Here is a 20,034-nt window from a genome sequence, read left to right as displayed (position 1 = left end):
TGGGCGGCGACGCGGTGGCGGAGCTGCTGCGCGACACCGCCGACCGGCTCGGCGGGCGGCCCTGGGGCGTCGGGATGGTCGGGTTCGTCCCGCCGGAGCGCCGGGCCGGGCCGCGCCCCGCCCGCCGCCCCCGGCCGGGGACGACCGGCGGGACGTCCATCGCCGCGCGGCGGCGACCATTCTCGGCGCGATGACGACGGTCGCGCCCACGACCGGCCCCACCACGACCGAGACCCCCAGGGCCCGCCTTTCGCGCACCGCGCGCGAAGCGGCGGGAAGCCTCATTTCCCTGATCGAACTCCAATTGCGGGAACGCCGTTCCGCCGGGGGCACGACGCGCAGTGGACGGACGACGCCGACGGCCGCGCCGGGGCACGCCCCGGGGAACGGCGCCGCCTCCCGCACCGGCGTCAGAACCAGCCGCGGGTGCGCCCGCGCGGTCGGCAGCTCACCGAACCGGCTCTCTTCCACTGTGCACTCTCCTTCGGCCGAGCGGCCCGCCCGCCTCGACGGGCGGTCACGCCGTGGTGCGCTCCGGCTCGCGCTCGTCCCGGCGCACCACGTTGACCAGGGGCGCCGTGCGCGAGGAGCCGCCGGCGCGGAAGACCACGTTCCTGCTGGTCCACCCGGCGAACACGACATAGAGCGCGATGGCCACGAACAGCAGCGTCGGCACGAGAACCCACAGGTAGACGACGGCCATGCTGTCCTCCTTCTCCGCGCATTCGGGAGGTGCCTCTTCAGGGACACCGCCGCCTGCTACGCTTTTCCGAGATCTCATCTCGTTGACTTGTACCAACAAGTCTCTCACCAACAGTGTTACCCTTTTTAGAGGTTGCAAACATGTGGGCGGGGAAGAGCTTGTTCGGTACCTGATGTCCGGTTCGTAGCCGGACGTCGGCAGGCCGTCAGGTCGGAAGGAGCGGAACCATGGCCCGCACGACGCCTCCGCGGTGGCGCGACGTCGCCGACGACCTGCTCCAGCGCATCGAGCGCGGCGACCTCGCGCCCGGCGACGGAGCCGGCGGGCGGCGGCGGCTGCCGCCGGAGAAGGACCTCGAACTGCAGTACGGCGTCGCGCGCAACACCGTCCGCGAGGCGCTGGCCTGGCTGCAGAGGCAGGGCGCCGTCCGCTCCGAGCAGGGCAAGGGCACGTTCGTCGTCGACCGCCCGCAGGCGGACCACGTCACCCTGTCCGCCACCGCGCTGGGCCTGGCGCCCGGCGGCGGGGAGGGCGAGTGGTACAACCGGGACGCGTTCATCCCCGCGGGCCGGAAGGTGACCGTCTCTCCCGTCAAGGTGGAGATCCAGGAAGGGTCGCAGGTCATCTCCTGGTACCTGCAGACGGACGAGGACACCGAGTTCATCTCCCGGCACCAGCTCCTCCACCTCGACGGGCGCCCGTGGGCGATGCAGACGTCCTTCTATCCGCTGGAGTTCGCGACCGCGGGGGCGTCCCGGCTGCTCAAGCCGCGCAACATCCCCGAGGGCGCGGTCGCCTACCTGAAGGAGACCCTCGGCTACACCGAGGTCGGCTTCCACGACGAGATCCGGGCGCGCGTTCCGGACGAGAACGAGAAGTACTTCTTCAGCCTCGGCGACTCGGCCGCCGACGTGGTCTTCGAGACCGTCCGAACGGCGTACTCGGAGAGCGGCCGGGCCTTCCGTCTCACCGTGACGGTCTGGCCCGCGGACCGGACCCGCCTGCACTACAACGCGGGAGACGTTCCCGAGGACGTCCTCCTGCGGCCCGGCCAGGGAGGGTCGCGCATCGTGTCACCGGACGACGACGACGGCTGACGCGCCGCGCGGACCGGCCCGCCGGCACCCGCACCCAACCGCACGCCTCCCGTGCCCCGGCCGTCCGCCGGCAGCCTCGGCTCCCGGCGGGCCCGGGCGACGGGGGCGGTTCACTCTCGGAGCGCAGGAGCACGTGGACACTGACACCGGGACCCGTCAACGCCGCCGGATCCCACTTCCCAGCTACCGCATCCGCCCCGCCCGCACGGACGAACTCGACGTCGTCCTCGGGCTCATCGACGGGGCCGCGGCATGGCTCCGGGCGGAGAAGCCCGCGACGCGCCAGTGGAACCGGCCGTGGCCGAACCCGGACGGCCGCCGCGAACGGGTGTACGAGGGGCTGCTGAACGCCGAGACCTGGCTGCTGTTCGAGGAGGCCCCCGGTACGGATCCCCTCGGCACGGATCCCCTCGGCGGGGACCCCCTCGGCACGGAACCCATCGGTACGGTCACCATCAGGCTGGTCGGCCACGAGGAGCTGTGGACCGCCCGCGAGCGCGAGATCGACGCGGTCTACCTGCACCGGCTCGTCATCGAGCGCGGGCACGCGGGCGCCGGGCTGGGCGCCGAACTGATCGACTGGGCGGGCCGCAAGGGGCGGTCGATGCTGCCGACCGCGCGGCTCATCAGGATCGACGTCTGGTCGGACAACGGCGAACTGCACGGCTACTACAAGGAGCAGGGGTTCCAGCACATCGCGACCCGGACGACCAGCGACCGGTCGCCGTCGGGCGCGGTGTTCGAGAAGCCGATCGGCCCGGAGCCCGCCTTGCCGCGCATCCGCGAGGCCGCCCGGGAGCCGCAGGGCTCCTGAGGACCTTCCCGTGCCGAGGCGGCCGGGGCGCGGGGTCAGACGAAGCGGACGAGCATCAGGTCGCTGTCGGGGGTCTCGCGCCAGTAGACGGCGCCCGGCTCGCGCGACATCCGCTCGATCTCGGCGGAGATGATCAGCGCCCGGTTGATGCAGTCGGTCTTGTTGTAGCCGGTCATCTCCTGGAGCCGCTGCAGGGCCTGGACGGCCTTGCCGGTGAGGTTGATCGTGACCCGCTCGCCCTGCGGGACCGCCTCCGCGCGGACCTCGGGGGCGTTCTCGTCGGCTCGAGCGTTGCTCATGACCTGCTCATCTCCAATCCGGAGAGCGAGGGGCGGCTCCGTCCGACGCCGGGGGCTCGGCCGGACGCCGTAAGGCCGATGTGCAGCCCTCGACCAGCCGTCCCCTGCCCCGGAAAAGGGTGTACAGGGGGATTTGCCCTGTCCCGGCCGCACGGAAACCCGGCCGCCCTCCCTCGTCGTCGTACTGTCGCCATCAGGTTAGCCAACATTCACCACCTTTTGCGCATCAAATGTATGGTGATTCGCTGCATCGCGTCTTAGCCTGAGCGTGGGACGTGGGGCATCCGACGAGTGCCGAGGAGCCGGCGGGAGCGGGCCGGGCCTTCCTTGGGGAAGGAAGCATCGTGAGGACTCGACGAAACGGTGGACGCGCGGGCCCGGGCCTGCTGAGCGCGCAGGTGACCACGCCCGTGACGCTGTTCGGGGTCGTGCTGGGGTACGGGCTGGACGGCTCGCCGGGCGCGGCGGTCGTGGGCGTCCTGGCGTTCCTGTCGCTGCCGGCGGCCGCCCTGACGAACGCGGTCGTCCAGTACCTGCGGGCCGGGGCGCCCGAACCCGAGCCCGCGCCGGGCACCGACATCGTGGCCGCCCCGCGGCCCATGGAACCCGCCGGGGGCCGCTACGCCGAGACGACGTTCTGGGGCGCGCTGGCCCCGGACGAGCGCCGCGCGCTGCTCGCCCGCGGGCGCGGGCACGTCTACGGCAAGGAGGACGCGCTGTGCGAGGAGGGCGGGCCCGCCCACGAGGCCATCGTGATCCTCGACGGCTGGACGCGCGTGTGGGTGCGGGAGGGGATCGACCAGCGGATCCTGGCGTTCCGCGGGCCGGGCGAACTGGTCGGCGAGCGCGCGGCGCTGCTCGTCCGGGACCGGTCCGCCACGGTGACCACGGAGGGCGACGTGGCGGCGCTGCGGGTCCCGGCCGAGGCGTTCGCCGGGTTCCTGGCCGAGCACCCCCGGGTCCGGGCCGTCCTCGAACGGCAGGTGTACCGGCGGCAGACCGAGGACCGGGGGCCCGCCCCGCCGGACTGGACGAACGGCAACTGCTCGGTGCTCGTCACCGACATCACCGGGTTCGGCTCGCCGCGGCGCACCGACGCCGACCGGCGCGTGGTGGTGGAGGCGATGTACGAGCGGCTGGACGCGGCGTTCGCGGCGTCCGGCATCGACTTCTCCCGGCTCTACCAGGAGGACCGGGGGGACGGCGCGCTGATCGTGGTCCCGCCGACCATCCCGACCGAGCGGGTCGTGGACCCGATGCTCGCGCACCTCGCGGCGTCGCTGCGGCGGCACAACCGGTGCGCGGCGGACGCGACGCGGCTCCGGCTCCGCGCGGCGCTGCACGTGGGGCCGGTGCAGCGCGGCGACCGCGGCGTCTCCGGCATCGCGATCATCACCGCCCGGCGGCTCGTGGACGCCCCCGCGGTGAAGCGCCGGGCCGCCGAGACGGGCGCGGACCTGGCGTTCGTGGCGTCCGACTTCGTCTACGACTCGGTGATCCGCTCGGGGCCGGGTCTCGTCGACCCCGGCCGGTACGCGCGCGTCCGGGTCCGGGTGAAGGAGGCGCGGCTGTCGGCGTGGCTCACCCTGGAGGGCGGGGCGTCGTGGCCGCAGGCGATGTAGGACGATGCAGGGGGAGCAAGCACCCGAGCCGAAGGAGACCCGCGTGTCCGTCGTGAAGATCAACGTCCTGACCGTGAACCCGGAGATGCGCGAGGAGATCGAGCGCCGGTTCGCCGGCCGGGCCGGCCTGGTGGAGTCGGCCGAGGGGTTCGAGGGCTTCGAGCTGCTGCGCCCCGTCGAGGGCCAGGACCGGTACCTGGTCTACACGAAGTGGCGCAGCGAGGAGGACTTCCAGCGCTGGACCGAGAGCCAGGCGTTCCAGCGCGGCCACGCCGAGGCCGCGAAGGACCGCCCCGCCGGCCACGGGCACGGGCACGGGCACGGCGGCCCGGCCGCCGCGGGCGCCGAACTGTGGAGCTTCGAGGTCGTCCAGAGCGCCGCCCCGAAGCCCGCCGACTCCTGAACGGCCCGGCGGCGTCCGGCCCGGGCGGCCGGACGCCGCCGGAACGTCAGCGGGCCACGAGGTCCTGGTAGTCGGGGTGCTTCTCGATCCACCCCTTGATGAACGGGCACAGCGGGACGACGCGCAGGCCCCGCGCGCGCACGTCGTCGAGCGCTCCCCTGGCCAGCGCGCCGCCCACGCCCTGCCCCTTGAAGGCCGGGTCGATCTCGGTGTGCGTGAACATGACGACGCCCTCCCCCGGTTCGTACTCGGCGAAGCCGGCGGGGGCGCCGTCCACGGTGATGTCGTAGCGCTGCTCGGCGGTGTTGTCGCTGACGTCGGTGCTCATGTCCCGATCATCCCCGACCCGCGGGCCCGGCGGTCAGCCGACCTCGTGGCCGGCGTGCAGCAGGCAGTAGGTGACGGCCTCCTCGAGGGCCTGCCAGGACGCGGCGATGACGTTGTCCTCGACGCCGACCGTGCCCCACTCGCGCGTGCCGTCGCCCGACTCGACCAGCACCCGGGTGCGGGCGTCGGTGCCGTGGGCGCCCTCCAGGATGCGGACCTTGTAGTCGACGAGCTCCAGCCGCGCCAGCTCCGGGTACAGCCGCTCCAGCGCGATGCGCAGGGCGTTGTCGAGGGCGTTGACGGGGCCGTTGCCCTCGCCGGTCGCGATGATCCGCTCGCCCTTGGCGTGCAGCTTCACCGTCGCCTCGCTGATCATGGAGCCGTCCGGACGGCGCTCCACGATCGACCGCCACGACTCGACCTCGAAGTGCCGCTGCCGGACGCCCGTCAGCTCCTCGCGCAGGAGGAGCTCGAAGGAGGCGTCGGCGGCCTCGTAGGTGTAGCCGGTCGACTCCAGCTCCTTGACGCGGTCGACGACGGCCTTCGCCTTGTCGCCGGACAGGTCGTAGCCGAGCTCGCGGCCCTTCAGCTCGACCGAGGCGCGCCCGGCCATGCTGGACACGAGCATCCGCATGTCGTTGCCGACGGCCGCCGGGTCGATGTGCTGGTACAGGTCCGGGTCGACCTTGACGGCGGACGCGTGCAGGCCCGCCTTGTGCGCGAACGCCGACAGGCCCACGTAGGGCTGCTGCGAGCTCGGCGTCACGTTCGTGACCTCGGACACCGCGTGCGCGATCCGGGTCATCTCGGCGAGCTGGTCGTCCCGCACCAGGCTCATCCCCCGCTTGAGCTGGAGGTTCCCGACGAGGGTGAACAGGTTCGCGTTGCCGCTGCGCTCGCCGTACCCGTTGGCGCACCCCTGGACGTGCGTCGCGCCGGCCTGCACGGCGGCGAGCGAGTTCGCGACCGCGCAGCCCGAGTCGTCGTGGCAGTGGATGCCGACCCGCACGCCGAGGGACACGACCTCGTGGACGACGTCGGCGAGCTCGTCCGGCAGCATGCCGCCGTTGGTGTCGCACAGCGCGACGACGTCCGCGCCGGCCTCGGCGGCGGTGCGGACGGCCTCCAGCGCGTACGCGCGGTTCGCCTTGTAGCCGTCGAAGAAGTGCTCGGCGTCCAGGAAGACGCGTCGGCCCTCCGCACGCAGGTGGGAGACCGTGTCGCGGATCATCGCGAGGTTCTCCTCCAGGCTGGTGCGGAGGGCCAGCTCGACGTGCCTGTCGTGACTTTTGGCGACCAGGGTCACGACGGACGCGCCGGATTCGCGCAGCGCGGCGACCTGCGGGTCGTCGGCCGCCTTCACCCCGGCCCGGCGGGTCGCGCCGAACGCGGTGAGCCGCGCGTGCTTCAGGTCCAGCTCGGTCTGAGCCCGCCTGAAGAACTCGGTGTCCTTGGGGTTGGCGCCCGGCCAGCCGCCCTCGATGAAGCCGATGCCCAGGTCGTCCAGGTGCCGCGCGATGGCGAGCTTGTCGGCCACGGAGAGGTTGAGCCCCTCCTGCTGCGAGCCGTCGCGCAGCGTGGTGTCGTAGACGTGGAAAGCGTCAGCTTGCATGGTTTCGGAAACCCCCAGATATGGGCGGATCGGCGCCAGGACACAAAAAAGACCCCTCACGGACGTGAGAGGTCTGCGCGCCGGCGATGTCCCGTCAGATGCCGGCGCGCCAGCCGATAATCACGAGGCTGTGGCGCATGATGCACCCAGTGTGCCACACCCGACCCAATGCTGAGAACGTGATCCCACATGCCGAGACGCGCGGCGCGGGCCGGGACGGCCGGAGCCGCCCCGGCGCGCCTCGGATCAGACGATCTTGTGGACCCAGCCGTACGGGTCGGGGCGGGTGCCGTACTGGATGCCGATGAGCTCCTCGCGGAGCCGCATCGAGATCTCGCCGGGCTCGCCGTCGCCGATCGTCCACTCGCGGTCGTGGCCCTTGACGTGCCCGACCGGGCTGATGATCGCGGCGGTGCCGCAGCCGAACACCTCGGTGATCTCGCCGGACGCGCAGCCCGCCTGCCACTCGTCGATGCTGATCTTGCCTTCCTCGGCCTGGATGCCGAGGTCGGGCGCGAGCTTGAGCATGGAGTCGCGGGTGATGCCGGCGAGCAGGGTGCCGGTGAGCGCGGGCGTGAGGATGCGCGCGTCCGAGCCGGAGCCGTAGACGAACATGAGGTTCATCGAGCCGACCTCCTCGACCCAGCGGTGCTCCACCGCGTCGAGCCAGACGACCTGGTCGCAGCCCTGCTCGACGGCCTCGGCCTGCCCGGCGAAGGACGCCGCGTAGTTGCCGCCGAACTTCGCCTCGCCCGTCCCGCCGGGGGCGGCGCGGGTGTAGTCCTGCGACAGCCACACCGAGACGGGCTTGATGCCGCGCGGGTAGTACAGCCCGGACGGCGAGGCGATGACCATGAACAGGAACTCGCTGGCCGGGTTGTTGACGCCGAGGGCGCGGGTGGTGGCGAACATGAACGGGCGCAGGTAGAGGCTGTGCCCCTCGGTGTCCGGGACCCACGCGCGGTCGGTGCCGACGAGGAGCTCGCAGGCGCGGACGAACAGCTCGTCCGGGATCTGCGGCATCGCCATCCGCTTGGCGGACCGGTTCATCCGCGCGGCGTTCATGTAGGGGCGGAACGTGACGATCGAGCCGTCCGGCTGCTTGTACGCCTTGAGGCCCTCGAAGAGCTCCTGCGCGTAGTGGAACACCTGGCACGCCGGGTCCATCGGGATCGGCCCGTACGGTTCGAGCTTCGCGTCGTACCAGCCGCGGTCCGCCGAGTAGCGGATCGTGACCATGTGGTCGGTGAAGTACCGGCCGAAGCCCGGGTCGGCCAGGACGCGCTCGCGCTCGGCGGCCGACGCGGGCCGGTCGGTGAGCGTGATCTCGAAGTCCAGGTTGCTGCTCATCGCGGTTGTCCTCTCGCGGATCGCCGGTGCGGCCCCATCGCCGCATAGGCGTCTTTAGTCCTTATTGTCGTACTTCGTGGAGGTGACTCCTCGGTAACGGCGCACACGGAAAACCGGGCGCGCCGCATGGCACGCCCGGAGTGTCCCAGTTCCGGCAGGAGGCGCGCCCCTAGCCGGATACTCGCTTGGCGATCGCGTCGCCGATCTGCGCGGTCGACCGGGCGCCGAGCGCGCCGCGCTCGCCCAGGTCGTCCGACACCGCCCGCTCGACCCGGCGCGCGGCGTCGCCGGCGCCGACGTGGTCGAGCAGCATCGCGACCGACAGGATGGTGGCGGTCGGGTCGGCCTTGCCCTGCCCCGCGATGTCGGGGGCGCTGCCGTGCACGGGCTCGAACATCGACGGGGCCGTCCGGTCCGGGTTGACGTTGCCGGACGCGGCCAGGCCGATGCCGCCCGCGATGGCGGCGCCGATGTCGGTGATGATGTCGCCGAACAGGTTGTCGGTGACGACGACGTCGAACCGGCCCGGGTCGTTCACGAAGAACATCGTGGCCGCGTCCACGTGCGTGTACGCGGTCGTGACCTGCGGGTACTCCGCGCCGACGCGCTTGAGCGTCCGCTGGTAGAGGTCGCCGGCGAAGGTGAGGACGTTGTCCTTGTGGACGAGCGTCAGGTGCTTGCGCGGGCGCGACGCGGCCACCTCGAACGCGTACCGGATCACCCGCTCGACACCGAAGGCGGTGTTGACGCTCTCCTGCGTCGCGACCTCGTGCCGGGTGCCCTTGCGCAGGACGCCGCCGACGCCCGTGTACGGGCCCTCGGTGCCCTCGCGGACCACGACCATGTCGATGTCGTCCGGGGTGATGCCCGCGAGCGGCGTCGCGACGCCCGGGAACAGCTTGACCGGGCGCAGGTTGACGTAGTGGTCGAGCTCGAACCGGGTCCGCAGCAGGAGCCCGCGCTCCAGCACGCCGCTCGGCACGCTGGGGTCGCCGACGGCGCCGAGCAGGATGACCTCCTGCTCCCGCAGCTCGCCGAGGACCGTGTCGGGCAGCGTCTCGCCCGTCCGGTGCCAGCGGGCGGCGCCCAGGTCGTAGGTGGTCTGCTCGAACTTCAGGCCGCCGGACGGCGCGACCGCCTCGAGGACCTTCAGTCCCTCGGCGACCACCTCGGGGCCGATCCCGTCACCGGGGATGACGGCCAGACGGATGCTGCGCGATGCCATGCGCGCACTCTACTGCAAACGTCTCACTGCATGGGCTTCCATCTCGCATTCCGGGCACTCCGGGCCGGGCGGCCGGTCAGCGCCCGAGCAGGGCGCAGTCGCCGCACATGCCGCCGCCGGGCACCCGGTAGTACAGGCAGCAGCTCCGCCGGACGAACCCCGCGGGGCCGAACCCGCCGGTGCCGTCCAGCGGCGGGAGCGCCAGCAGCGCCCGGACGAGCGCCGCCCGCGCGGCGTCGCGCGGGCCGACGCTCAGGCTCCCGGCGAGCGCCGACGCGGCGTTGCCCCACACGAGCCCGTCGGCGAGCCGCACGACGCCCGCCAGCGCGTCGCGGAGCGGTGCGAGGGTCCGGGCGACGACCTGGTCGTGGACGAGCCGTGCGGCGCCGTCCGTCCCGGCGGCGCGCCACCCGGCGGGCGCGGCGAGCCGGAGGGCGACGGGCGCGCCGGGCGTCCACCGCCAGTGCAGCCCGGCGAGGTCGGGCACGACGCCGCGCGCCGCCGCCGCGACCGCCGGGGACCACACCCGGGACGCGAGCCCCTGGAACAGGACGGACGCGGCCACGCGGTGCTCGGGGGTGCCGAGCCGCTCGGCGTACCGGGCGGTCAGGTCGGCGAGCCGCGCGCGGTCGGTCTCGGGGAACGGCCGCCACGTGGGGTCGGCCCCTTCCGCCGGGTCGGTGCGGATCTCGAAGTACGGGCCGAGGCGCGCGACGTCCCGCAGGACGCCGGCGACCTCGTCCGGCTCGGCGGGCTCCGCGACCGCGCGGGGACTCGACGTCATGCCCCGAGCCTGCCGCCCCGCGCGGGTGCCCGGCAACCTCGGGAGGCGCCGGAGGCGCGGGTCAGCGGGTGGGGTGGCCGCCGTTGTCGCGGCGGTCCAGGGCGATCTGCAGGGCGCGGGCCGCCTCGTCGCGGGCGTCGTCGGCGGCGGGCTGGGCGGCGGGCGCGGTGGTGCTGTCCATGGGAGTTCTCCGGTTTCGCTGAGCGGTCGGCGTGCGGGCCGCCGGCGGCCGTGGTTCGCACGGTCCGGCGCGGCATCGGACTCATGGCCGTGGGCTGCCTCCGCAGCGGGCCGGCCCGCCGATGATCAGGCCCCGCTGCGGCAGCGAAGGGTTACCACGAAGCGCCGCATACTCCCTGCAACGGTACCCGCACCGCCGCGCGGTGTCCCGACAGGTGGCCGAAAATCTCAGTACGCGAGACGCAAAGGCGGAGGGGCGGGCGTCCGGCGCGGTGCCGGGCGCCCGCCCCTCGGCGGTGGTCGGGGGTCAGCCGTCCAGGTCGACGCGGCGGCCCATGTCGGCGCCGACCTCGGCCTTGATGGCGTCGACGAGCTGCGCCGGGATGGCGGAGTCGACGGTGAGGGCGATCAGCGCGCGGCCGCCCTTCTCGTCCCGGCCGACCTGCATGCCGGCGATGTTGACCTGCTCGTCGCCCAGCAGCTTGCCGACGGCGCCGACGATGCCGGGGCGGTCCTCGTAGGAGAAGAACGCCATGTGCGCGGTCGGGACCAGCTCCATGTTGTAGCCGTTGATCTCGATGAGCCGCTCGGCGTGCTTGGGCCCGGTGAGCGTGCCGGACACCGACACGACGGCGCCGTCGGCCATGGTGCCGCGCACCTGCACGACGTTGCGCCAGTCGGGGCTGTCCTCGCTGGTGGTGAGGGTGACCTCGACGCCGCGGTCGCGCGCCAGGAGGGGCGCGTTCACGAACGTGACGGCCTCCTCGATGACGTCCACGAAGACGCCCTTGAGCGCGGCCAGTTCGAGCACCTTGACGTCGTGCTCGGCGATCTCGCCGCGGACGACGACGTCGAGCCGGACCGGGACGCCGCCGGCGAGGGCGGTGAAGATCCGGCCGAGCTTCTCGGCGAGCGGGAGGCCGGGCTTGACGTCCTCGGCGACGGCGCCGCCCTGCACGTTGACGGCGTCCGGGACGAACTCGCCGGACAGCGCGAGCTTCACCGAGCGGGCGACCTGCGTGCCCGCCTTCTCCTGCGCCTCGTGCGTGCTGGCGCCGAGGTGCGGGGTGACCACGACGTTGTCGTGGTGGAACAGCGGGCTGTCGGTGCAGGGCTCGCTGCTGAACACGTCGAGGCCGGCGGCGGCGACGCGGCCGTCCTTGATCGCGAGGTCGAGGGCCTGCTCGTCGACGATCCCGCCGCGGGCCGCGTTGACGATGCGGACGCTCGGCTTGACCTGGTGCAGCTCGCGGTCGCCGATGAGCCCGAGGGTCTCGGGGGTCTTCGGCAGGTGCACGGTGATGAAGTCGCTCTCGGCGAGCAGCTCGTCGAGGGTGACGAGCTTGACGCCGAGCTGCGCGGCGCGGGCGGCCTGCACGTACGGGTCGAACGCGATCACGTTCATGTCGAACGCGGCGAGGCGCTGGGCGACGAGGACGCCGATGCGGCCGAGGCCGAGGACGCCGACGGTCTTGCCCTGCAGTTCGACGCCGGTGTACTTGGACCGCTTCCACTCGCCCTGCTTGAGCGCGGCGTGGCCCTGTGGCACGTTCCGAGCGGTGGCCAGCAGCAGCGCGATGGCGTGCTCGGCGGCGGTGACGATGTTGGACGTCGGCGCGTTCACGACCATGACGCCGGCCTTGGTGGCGGCCTCGACGTCGACGTTGTCGAGGCCGACGCCGGCGCGGGCGACGACGCGCAGCTTCGCGGCGTGCCCGAACACCTCCGCGGTGACCTTGGTGGCGCTGCGGACGATCAGCGCGTCGACGTCGGCCACCGCGGGCAGCAGCTGCTCGCGGTCGCTTCCGTCGACGTGGCGGACCTCGAAGTCGGACTCCAGCACGGCGATGCCGGCGGGAGAGAGTTCTTCTGCGACGAGGACGACGGGCTTGCTCAAGGGAAACGGTCCTTCGAAAGTCGGATGTGCGGGCGGTCGTGCAGCTGAAGTCGCGAGTCACCTCGTCGTGCGCTCGCCCCGTCGGCGAGTCTATCCCTCGCCGCGTCCGGTCATCGCGCACGGGGAAACACCCGCCGGTAACTCCCCTTTGTCCGGGTCGGTCAAGGACCGGCCGGGTCCCGGACGGGTCCGAACGGGTCCGAACGGGTCAGGCCGGGTCCGGACGGGTCAGACCGCGTTGGGTTCGGGCTGAGAGGCGAGGATGGCGGCCACGCGGTCGGCGTCCGCCACGGCGAGGTGCGGGACGTCGACGAAGACGCGGAGCGGGCCGGACGGCAGCCCGAGCCGTTCGGCGACGTGGAGCTGGACCTCGCGCAGCGGGAGGTAGGCGAGGTAGGCGCGGTGGACGTTCTGCGCGCGGAACATCGCCGTCAGGGTGAGCAGGCAGCCGCGGATGCGGAAGGCCAGCGCGGTCGGGGCGGGTGGCGCGGTCGGGGCGGTCGGGGCGCCGGCCTCGCCGGGCGCCGCGAGCGAGATCCAGGCGCTGGTGGTCCAGGGGCGGGCGCGCAGCAGGTCGACGACCCAGCGGATCTGATCGGCGTCCGGGCGGGCCCCGCCGCCGGACGCGCCCTCCCGCCCGCCGGGGCGGCCGTCCTCCCCGGCGGGACGGGCGAGGCGGGAGCGGTCGCCGTGCTCGCGCAGGATCGGGTCGTCGCGGCTCAGCGCGGCGATCTCGAACAGCAGCGGCGGGCCTTCGATGACGGGGCCGCGGTCGGCCATGCCGGCCTCGCCGGCGGACCAGACGTGCCGCAGGACGGCGATCCACGCCCGGCCGCAGGTGTCGAAGCGCCGGACGTCCGGGGGCCGCGCGCCGTGACCACTCGACATATCCCACCCCGCGCCGCGCTTCTCCGGGCCGGGTATTTCCCACCCGCGGCATCGGCGCGCGGTGGCGGAATTCCGCGCCTGCCGCGGACCGTCGCCGGCCTCGCTCCGTGCTCCGCCCCTGCCCTCGCTCCGGCAGCGTGACCGGCGGTTTCGCGGACTGCGCCGCCCGCGCCGGACGCGGCCGTCACGACTTCCTCAAGTATCAGGCAGTCCTGGCGAAAATGATAGGCAGATTTACCTTTCCGACACCTTCACGGTCATTCTGACCGGAGGATCATCCCGATGTCGTGGACGGCCGTCCGAAATTGCCGGTGGGCGGGCGGCCGGGATGGTGCAGGACGACGTACCCCTCCCGCCGGAAGACCTCCCGGTACCCGAGGTGCAGCAGCCCCTGGACGCGGACGCGCTGGTCGTGCACGGAGCGGAACGGGAACGTCCGGCGCCCGACGTCGGCGACGACCCACGGCGCGTTGCGGGGCCAGCGGTCCAGCAGCAGGACGTGCGCGCGGGCGCTGAGCGCCGGGCCGACGTTGTTCGCCGCCTCGACGAGGGCCCCGGACGGGACGTGCGCCGCCGCGGCCGCCGCGGCCTGTGCGCGCGCGTCGCGCCGGTAGAGGGACGGGTCGGCGAGTTCGCCGAACGCGAAGAACGGGACGGTGGCGGCCGCGGCGGCCAGCAGGGCGGCGGCGGGGAGGGCGCGCGGCCCGCGGCGGGCCGCGCGGAAGCGGTCGCGCAGCCGCACCGCCCCGTCCACGGCCGCCAGGACGAGGACCGCGATGATGAACGCGTTGTAGTGGTACCGCGTCTGCCACCAGTTCTCGAATCCGGAGGCCAGCATCCGCTCCGCGAGCAGCGGGACCGCGGCGAGCGTCAGCGGCGACGCCAGCGGGAGCAGCAGCAGCGGCGCGGCGAGCAGCAGCATCATGACGAGTTTGGCGGGCGGGTCGCCCAGCAGCGCCAGGACGTCCCAGGGGTGCGTGAGCGCGTGCGCGGCGGCGCCCGGCAGGTCGGGGCCGAGCGCGCCGTACGCCCAGTAGTAGTCGTCGTCCCCGCCGAACGCCGGGATGAGGAACCGGGAGGCCGCCCAGGTGGCGGCGAGCCCGGCCGCGATGTGGACGGCGCCGGAGCGGCGCTCGCCGGGGCGGGTGAGCAGGTAGAGGCCGAACCCGGCGAGCAGGAGGCCCATGTCCTCCTTGACCGGCAGCAGGAGGACCGCGAGGGCCGCCGCCTGCCCGCGCCGTCCGGCGTCGTGCCGCTCGATGAGCAGCGCCGACAGGAGCGGGACGAACGCGACCTCGTGGAAGTCGAACGCGAGCGCCTCGGCGACCGGCCACGACAGCGCGTACGTGCCGGACGCGCAGTAGGCGGCGGCCGGGCCCAGCCGCCGCGCGGTGAACCGCCAGATCGGGACGATCGCGGCGGCGAACAGCACGGCCTGCGCGACGAGCAGCGTGCCGGGGCCGTCGTGGATCCAGTAGAGCGGTGCGAGGACGGCCAGGATCGGCGAGAAGTGGTCGCCGAGGACGGAGAAGTCGGGCCCGAAGCCGTTGTGGACGCCCTTGACGAGCGCGACCGGCGGCCCGAACCCGCTGTAGGAGCGGACCGCCTGGTCGAAGATCACCAGGTCGTAGCTGCTCGCGCGGAAGGCGTGCAGGCGCAGCAGCGAGTACGCGGCGTACACGGCCGCGGCGACCAGCGCCGTCGCGAGGACGCCGGAGCGGGCGCGGGCGCGGGCGAGCAGGCGGCGCCCGCGCGCGGCGAAGCGGCGGCGCGCGTCCCGTCCGGCGCGGCCCGCCGGCGCACGGTCGAGGGTGCCCGCTCCCCCGCCGGCCGTAACCCCCTCAGCCACGAGCCGGACGCTATCAGCAGCGCCGGCCCGTGGCTTCGCTCGGCGCGGCTACTCGCCCGTGACGCGCGTCATGGGGAGCTTCGAGCGGGTGCACAGCCCCGCCACGGCGGCCACGAGCACCGGGATGCCGACGCCGATCGCGGCGAGCAGCGCCCAGGGGACGGCGAGGACGGTACCGTGCGCCGCCCCGGTGTCGGTGAGCGAGCGGGACGCGGCGATGCCGGGGACGAGACCGGCGGCGATCCCGAGCCAGCAGCCGAGCACGGCGATGTACGCCGCCTGGCCCGCCGCCAGCAGCCGCCGGGTGCGCGGCCGGGCGCCGACCGCGGCGAGGACGGCGAGGTCGGGCCGGGCGTCGGCGGCCGACAGGCCGGTCGCGATCAGCGCCCCGCCGAGGGCGAGGACGGCCGCCGCGGCGGCCAGCGCCAGCATCACCGGTTCGTCGGAGCGGTTGAATCCGCGTTCGACCCGGACGTTGCCCGTCTCGTGGATGGCCGCGTCGCCCTTGCCCAGGCCCGCGACCACCTCGGCCAGCCGGCCCTGCTCCGCCTCGGTCACCCGGTGGCGGGCCCGGTCGATCCCGAACGCCGTGAGCCGCGGGGAGAGCCCGATCCGCTCGGCGGCGGCCGGCGGCACCAGGGCGTCGACGGGCGCCTTCTCCGTGACGGCGGTCGCCGGCAGGTCCCGCACCTTCTCGCGGACCGTGCTCCGGCCGTCGCGCCACACCGAGACGGTGGCCGTCGTCGTCCCGTCCGAGGGCGGACGGGCGGCGAACAGCACGATCTTCCCGGCGGCCAGCGCCGCCTCGACCCGGGGGTCGGTCCGGCCGAGCAGCATCCGCGCCTCGGCGGCTCCGCCGACGACGGGCCCCATGGCGAGCGACCGCTCACCGGGGACCGGGTCCGTCCGGAACGACACCGAGGGACAGTCGGAGGCGCCGGGACAGACCGAGTCGTCGTCGGGCAGGGTCCGCAGTTCGACCAGTGGGACGCCGGGCAGTTCGCGCTCGACCGCGGTCCGGACGGCGTCGCCCTGTTCCCGGGGCGGCGTGACCAGTGTCGAGCCGACCGGAAAGAGCGGCGTGTAGTCCATCCGCTCCTGCCGCAGGTCGGAGGCGTTGCCCACGGCCAGCGCGGTCGCCCCGGCCACCGCCGCCATGATCGCGGCGACGGCGGGCGCGGTGCGGGCGCGGTTGCGGGCGCCGTCCCGGACGGCGAGGCGCAGCGGCACCGGCAGCCGGCCGGCGACCCGGCCCGTCGCCCCGACCAGCCAGGGGACGAGCAGGACGCCGCCGATGATGACGGCGGCCGCGCCGAAGGCCGCCCCGAACTCGCCGAACGTCCGCTCCCCCACCAGGCTGCCGAGCGCTCCGGCCCCCACCAGGACGGCGCCCGCGATCGGGCGGCCGCGGCGGCCCCGCGCGCCGCCCGTGTCGCGGCGGCCGGCGAGCGCGGCGACGACGTCCATCCGGGCGGCCTGCCGGGCCGGGACGTACGCGGCGACCAGGCCGCTGGCGGCGCCGAGCAGCGCCGTCGCGGCGACCGCGGGCCACGGCGCCTCGAACGGGCCCCACGCCGTGCCGCCCGCCGCGTTGACGATCGCGCGGGCCGCCGCCGTGACGGCGAGGCCGACCAGCGTCCCGGCCAGCGCGCCCGCCCCGCCGAGCACGAGCCCGCCCGCGAGGACCACGGTCGTCAGGTGCCGGGGGCCGCCGCCGGTGACCGCGAGCAGCGCGAGCAGGCGCCGTCGCCGGCGGACGTCGACGGCGAACGCGGGGCCGGCGAGCAGGACGATCTCGAGGAGGATCATCGCGACGGCCAGCGCGACGGTCGCGATGGTGGCGGGGTCGTCCATGTTGCTGTCGACCGAGAGTTCGGGCGACACCGCCGACGCGGGCGGCGGGTCCTCCACCACCGCGCGGGACAGCACCGTGATGCCGTCCCGGTTGAACCCGGTGACGTCCTTCCACGTGACCGGACGGCCGGTGCCGATCAGCCACTCCGTCCCCGCCTCCCCGGCGCCGGGGACCGCGCCGGGCAGGACGACCGCGACGCGCCGGTCGGGCGACCGGGGATCGCGCACGTGCCCGACGACGCGCTTCGCGGTGCCCTCGCGGTCGATCTGGACGGTCGAGCCGAGCGGGAAGCGGTCCGCGAGCCCCTCCGTGAGCGCGACCTCCTCCGCCGCGCCGGGCGCCCGTCCGGCGGTGACGTCGAGGATCCCGCGGGCCAGGGGGTCGCGCAGGTCGACCTGGACGAGGTCGGTGAACAGGAAGCCGCGCGGCGTCCGGAGCCAGGTCGTCGAGGCGCGGTCGATCGGCAGGACCCGGGCGTCCGGGCCGTACACGGCGGTGACCGCGCGCGTGATCTCCGCCGTCGTCCGGCTCCGCTCCGTGTCGGGCTCGTCCTGCCTCTTCTTCACCATGTAATCGGGGAGGAGGGGGTGCTGCTCGACCGGCCCGTGCGCGACGCCGGCCAGGCGGGCGTCGGCCGTGCCGAGTTCGTGCGGCAGCGACTCGCGCGGCGACCACCCCGAGGTCTGCCAGACCGCGCCGAGCGCCACGACGGCCGCGACGGGCAGGCCGACCATGCACATGATGAGGGCCGTACGCCCCTTGGCGCGCAGCGCGTCCCGCCACGCGATGCGCAGCGCCGCCCTGACCGGGCTCACGGCACCTCCCGCAGGAGGGACTCGGGGCCGACGCGGGACGGCGTGGCGTCGACGACGCGGCCGTCCCGCAGGAACACCACCCGGTCGGCCCAGGCGGCGTGCCTTGACTCGTGGGTGACCATCAGGCAGGCCGCGCCCGCGTCGCAGCGCTGCCGCAGGACGCGCATGACGTCGTCGCCGGTGCGGCTGTCGAGCGCGCCGGTCGGCTCGTCGGCCAGGACGAGCCGCCGGTCGCCGACGAGCGCGCGGGCGATCGCGACGCGCTGCTGCTGGCCGCCGGACATCTCGTCGGGGTACCGGTCGGCGAGGTCGGTGACGCCGACCTCCGCCAGCGCGGCGCGGGCCTCCGCGCGGGCCCGGCGCGTGCGGACGCCGTCCAGTTCGCGGGGCAGCATGACGTTCTCGGCGGCGGTGAGGCCGGGGATGAGGTTGAGGTTCTGGAAGACGTACCCGATGCCGCGGCGGCGCAGCGCCGACCGTCCGGACGCCTTCAGCCGGGCGAGGTCGGCGCCCGCGACGAGGATCTGCCCGGCGCTCGGCGCGTCGAGCCCGCCCGCGAGCGTGAGCAGGGTCGTCTTGCCGGAGCCGGACGGGCCCATCACCGCGACGAACTCGCCCTCGGCGACGTCCAGGTCGACGTCGGCCAGCGCGTGGACGAGCGCGGCGCCCGTCCCGTGGTCGCGGGTCACGCCCCGCATGGACAGGACGCTCACCGGCGCGCCTTCCCCTGGACGGACGGGCCGGCGTCGGCCGCGTCCGGCGCGGGCTCGGCGGGCCCGGCGGGCGGGACGGACGGGACGGACGGGACGGCGCGGGCGACGTACGCCTCGCAGTGGTCGAGCCAGCGGACCTCCGCCTCCGCCTGGAAGATCATGGATTCGAGGACGAGCCGCCAGGCGTGGTCGCTCTGGCCGGGGTCCTCGGCGGGCGGCCCGGCCTTGAGGCGGGTGAGGTCCTGCAGCGAGCGCAGCGTCGCGGTGCGCTGGGCCTGCACGACCCCCCGGACGTCCACGCCGGGCGCGGTGACGGCCATCGCCAGCTTGATCGCGAGTTCGTCGCGGGGCCGGTCGGCGCGGGCGACGGGGGTGGCGAACCAGCGCCGCACCTCGTCCGCGCCCGCCGGGGTGATCCGGTAGACGAACCGGCCCTCGTCGTCGGCGCCGACGCGGGTGACCATCTCGTCCCGTTCCAGGCGGGAGAGGGTGGAGTACACCTGGCCGATGTTGAGGGGCCAGGTCGCGCCCGTGGACGTCTCGAACTCGGTGCGCAGCTGGTAGCCGTAGCGGGGCCCCTGGGACAGCAGTGCCAGGAGGCCATGACGGATCGACATGCCTACGAAGTATGCATACCGCGTATGCCTTAGGCAATACCGAGTATGCATCCGAGGAGATAGGGTCCTGAGATTTTTACTGTGCGAAATCGAACGGTGGCTTACCGTGACCGAAGTTCCCGGCGATCAGGAGAGGGCACCGTGACGTCCGACAGCATCAGCGTCCCGACCGATGTCTCGATCAGCGTCCTGCGCGATGTCCTGCGCGTGTACGACCACCGGTTCCTGGAGCTCGACCCCATGCAGCGCGCCCGGCTCGTCGAGGGCACCCGCCGGCTGATCGGCCCGGACGGGCTCGACGACGTCGTCCGCGCGGGGCTGCCCGCGTCGGCGCGGCTGCGCGCGTTCTGCGTCCAGCACGACCTGCTCGACGAACTGGAGCGGCTGATCCGCGACGAGGTGGAGGGCGGCCCGGCGGGCGCGGTGGTGGTCGGCGGCCGGATCTACGCGATGTACCCGTTCCTGCGCGGCGTCCCCCGGCAGGACGTCGACATCACCGGCGAGGTCGGCGTCGACCACCGGCTCGACGGCGCCGACTGGCAGGGCCGCCGGGTGCGGCTCCGCGGCGCCGCCCGGCTGCAGCGCGTCGCGACCGACCGCTCGTCCGCCGAGATCCTGCTGCGGGAGCGCACCACCGGCCGCGAGCACCGCCTCCCCACCGCCCCGCGGACCGGCGTCCCCGGCGGTTTCGAGCTGCTCGCCGACCCGGCCGCGATCGAGCCCGGACGGTACGACGTGCACATCGCGGCGACGGCCCTCGGCGTCCGGCGGGAGGCGCGGTTCGGGGCCGTCCGGCCCGACGGCGTCCGGACGGGCCCGCAGCGGCGGGCGGTCGGGGCGAAGGACGTCACCCTCTACTTCACCCGCGGCGGCTACCTCGCGCTGGTGGTCGGCCGGGATCAGGAGAACCTGTCGCCGGTCACCCGGCTGCTGCGGCGCCTGCTGCGCTGACGCACCGCCCCGCCCGGAAGACGCGCCGGGCCC

General features: G+C 74.2%; 19 protein-coding genes. 6 read left to right on the top strand and 13 right to left on the bottom strand.

The genetic code is table 11. The features are described from left to right. On the top strand, window positions 1–194 hold a 194-nt coding region (locus DMH08_RS40080; RefSeq protein ID WP_158642296.1), incomplete at its 5' end, for a hypothetical protein. A 323-nt stretch (window positions 195–517) separates the two neighbouring features. Here the strand turns inward: DMH08_RS40080 and DMH08_RS12465 are convergent. Further along, window positions 518–703, bottom strand: coding sequence for a hypothetical protein (locus DMH08_RS12465; RefSeq protein WP_125613889.1), 186 nt, complete (start codon window positions 701–703; stop codon window positions 518–520). Between the two features lie 227 nt (window positions 704–930). Here DMH08_RS12465 and DMH08_RS12460 point away from each other — a divergent pair, with 227 nt between their 5' ends. Continuing rightward, window positions 931–1,800, top strand: coding sequence for a GntR family transcriptional regulator (locus tag DMH08_RS12460; RefSeq protein ID WP_026403855.1), 870 nt, complete (start codon window positions 931–933; stop codon window positions 1,798–1,800). Between the two features lie 133 nt (window positions 1,801–1,933). Continuing rightward, a complete protein-coding gene (locus DMH08_RS12455) occupies window positions 1,934–2,614 on the top strand; it encodes a GNAT family N-acetyltransferase (protein WP_125613887.1) in 681 nt (226 codons plus the stop codon). Window positions 2,615–2,649: 35 nt separating this feature from the next. Here DMH08_RS12455 and DMH08_RS12450 read toward each other — a convergent pair whose 3' ends face one another. Beyond that, window positions 2,650–2,913 (bottom strand): hypothetical protein, encoded by a 264-nt coding sequence (locus tag DMH08_RS12450; RefSeq protein WP_051301067.1) that lies wholly within the window; start codon window positions 2,911–2,913, stop codon window positions 2,650–2,652. A 344-nt stretch (window positions 2,914–3,257) separates the two neighbouring features. Here DMH08_RS12450 and DMH08_RS12445 point away from each other — a divergent pair, with 344 nt between their 5' ends. Continuing rightward, window positions 3,258–4,535, top strand: coding sequence for a Crp/Fnr family transcriptional regulator (locus DMH08_RS12445; RefSeq protein WP_125613884.1), 1,278 nt, complete (start codon window positions 3,258–3,260; stop codon window positions 4,533–4,535). Between the two features lie 43 nt (window positions 4,536–4,578). Continuing rightward, complete coding sequence (locus tag DMH08_RS12440; RefSeq protein ID WP_125613882.1) at window positions 4,579–4,938, top strand: antibiotic biosynthesis monooxygenase family protein; 360 nt, start codon at window positions 4,579–4,581, stop codon at window positions 4,936–4,938. Window positions 4,939–4,984: 46 nt separating this feature from the next. Here the strand turns inward: DMH08_RS12440 and DMH08_RS12435 are convergent, their stop codons facing one another. The 11 genes from DMH08_RS12435 to DMH08_RS12385 form a co-directional block, all read right to left on the bottom strand. After that, window positions 4,985–5,266 (bottom strand): GNAT family N-acetyltransferase, encoded by a 282-nt coding sequence (locus DMH08_RS12435; RefSeq protein WP_125613879.1) that lies wholly within the window; start codon window positions 5,264–5,266, stop codon window positions 4,985–4,987. A gap of 33 nt (window positions 5,267–5,299) precedes the next feature. Beyond that, on the bottom strand, window positions 5,300–6,877 hold the full coding sequence (cimA, locus tag DMH08_RS12430; protein ID WP_125613876.1) for a citramalate synthase: 1,578 nt from the start codon (window positions 6,875–6,877) through the stop codon (window positions 5,300–5,302). A 246-nt stretch (window positions 6,878–7,123) separates the two neighbouring features. Further along, complete coding sequence (locus DMH08_RS12425) at window positions 7,124–8,227, bottom strand: branched-chain amino acid aminotransferase (protein WP_026403860.1); 1,104 nt, start codon at window positions 8,225–8,227, stop codon at window positions 7,124–7,126. A gap of 169 nt (window positions 8,228–8,396) precedes the next feature. Further along, the gene (locus tag DMH08_RS12420; protein WP_125613873.1) at window positions 8,397–9,452 is read right to left on the bottom strand and encodes a 3-isopropylmalate dehydrogenase; all 1,056 of its coding nucleotides are present in this window, start codon (window positions 9,450–9,452) and stop codon (window positions 8,397–8,399) included. Between the two features lie 76 nt (window positions 9,453–9,528). Continuing rightward, entirely contained in the window at window positions 9,529–10,236 is a 708-nt protein-coding gene (locus tag DMH08_RS12415; protein WP_125613871.1) for a (2Fe-2S)-binding protein, read from the bottom strand. Between the two features lie 487 nt (window positions 10,237–10,723). Next, window positions 10,724–12,313, bottom strand: coding sequence for a phosphoglycerate dehydrogenase (gene serA / locus DMH08_RS12410; RefSeq protein ID WP_125613868.1), 1,590 nt, complete (start codon window positions 12,311–12,313; stop codon window positions 10,724–10,726). A 228-nt stretch (window positions 12,314–12,541) separates the two neighbouring features. After that, entirely contained in the window at window positions 12,542–13,201 is a 660-nt protein-coding gene (locus DMH08_RS12405) for a hypothetical protein (protein ID WP_233617551.1), read from the bottom strand. A 274-nt stretch (window positions 13,202–13,475) separates the two neighbouring features. Then, a complete protein-coding gene (locus tag DMH08_RS12400) occupies window positions 13,476–15,050 on the bottom strand; it encodes a DUF2079 domain-containing protein (protein ID WP_125613865.1) in 1,575 nt (524 codons plus the stop codon). Between the two features lie 48 nt (window positions 15,051–15,098). Next, window positions 15,099–17,720: an FtsX-like permease family protein gene (locus tag DMH08_RS12395; RefSeq protein ID WP_125613862.1), complete on the bottom strand. Its 2,622-nt coding sequence runs from the start codon at window positions 17,718–17,720 to the stop codon at window positions 15,099–15,101. Next, a complete protein-coding gene (locus DMH08_RS12390) occupies window positions 17,717–18,433 on the bottom strand; it encodes an ABC transporter ATP-binding protein (RefSeq protein WP_026403865.1) in 717 nt (238 codons plus the stop codon). Before DMH08_RS12390 ends, DMH08_RS12395 begins: the two co-directional genes overlap by 4 nt. After that, window positions 18,430–19,050, bottom strand: coding sequence for a PadR family transcriptional regulator (locus DMH08_RS12385; RefSeq protein ID WP_125613860.1), 621 nt, complete (start codon window positions 19,048–19,050; stop codon window positions 18,430–18,432). Before DMH08_RS12385 ends, DMH08_RS12390 begins: the two co-directional genes overlap by 4 nt. A gap of 141 nt (window positions 19,051–19,191) precedes the next feature. On the opposite strand from DMH08_RS12385, the gene DMH08_RS12380 reads away from it, so the two are divergent. Then, on the top strand, window positions 19,192–20,001 hold the full coding sequence (locus tag DMH08_RS12380) for a hypothetical protein (RefSeq protein ID WP_233617550.1): 810 nt from the start codon (window positions 19,192–19,194) through the stop codon (window positions 19,999–20,001). The last annotated feature ends 33 nt before the right edge of the window (window positions 20,002–20,034 follow it).

It is taken from the genome of Actinomadura sp. WAC 06369, assembly GCF_003947565.1.
GTDB classification, from domain to species: domain Bacteria; phylum Actinomycetota; class Actinomycetes; order Streptosporangiales; family Streptosporangiaceae; genus Spirillospora; species Spirillospora rifamycini.
This window is presented reverse-complemented; position numbering and strand designations above follow the sequence as displayed.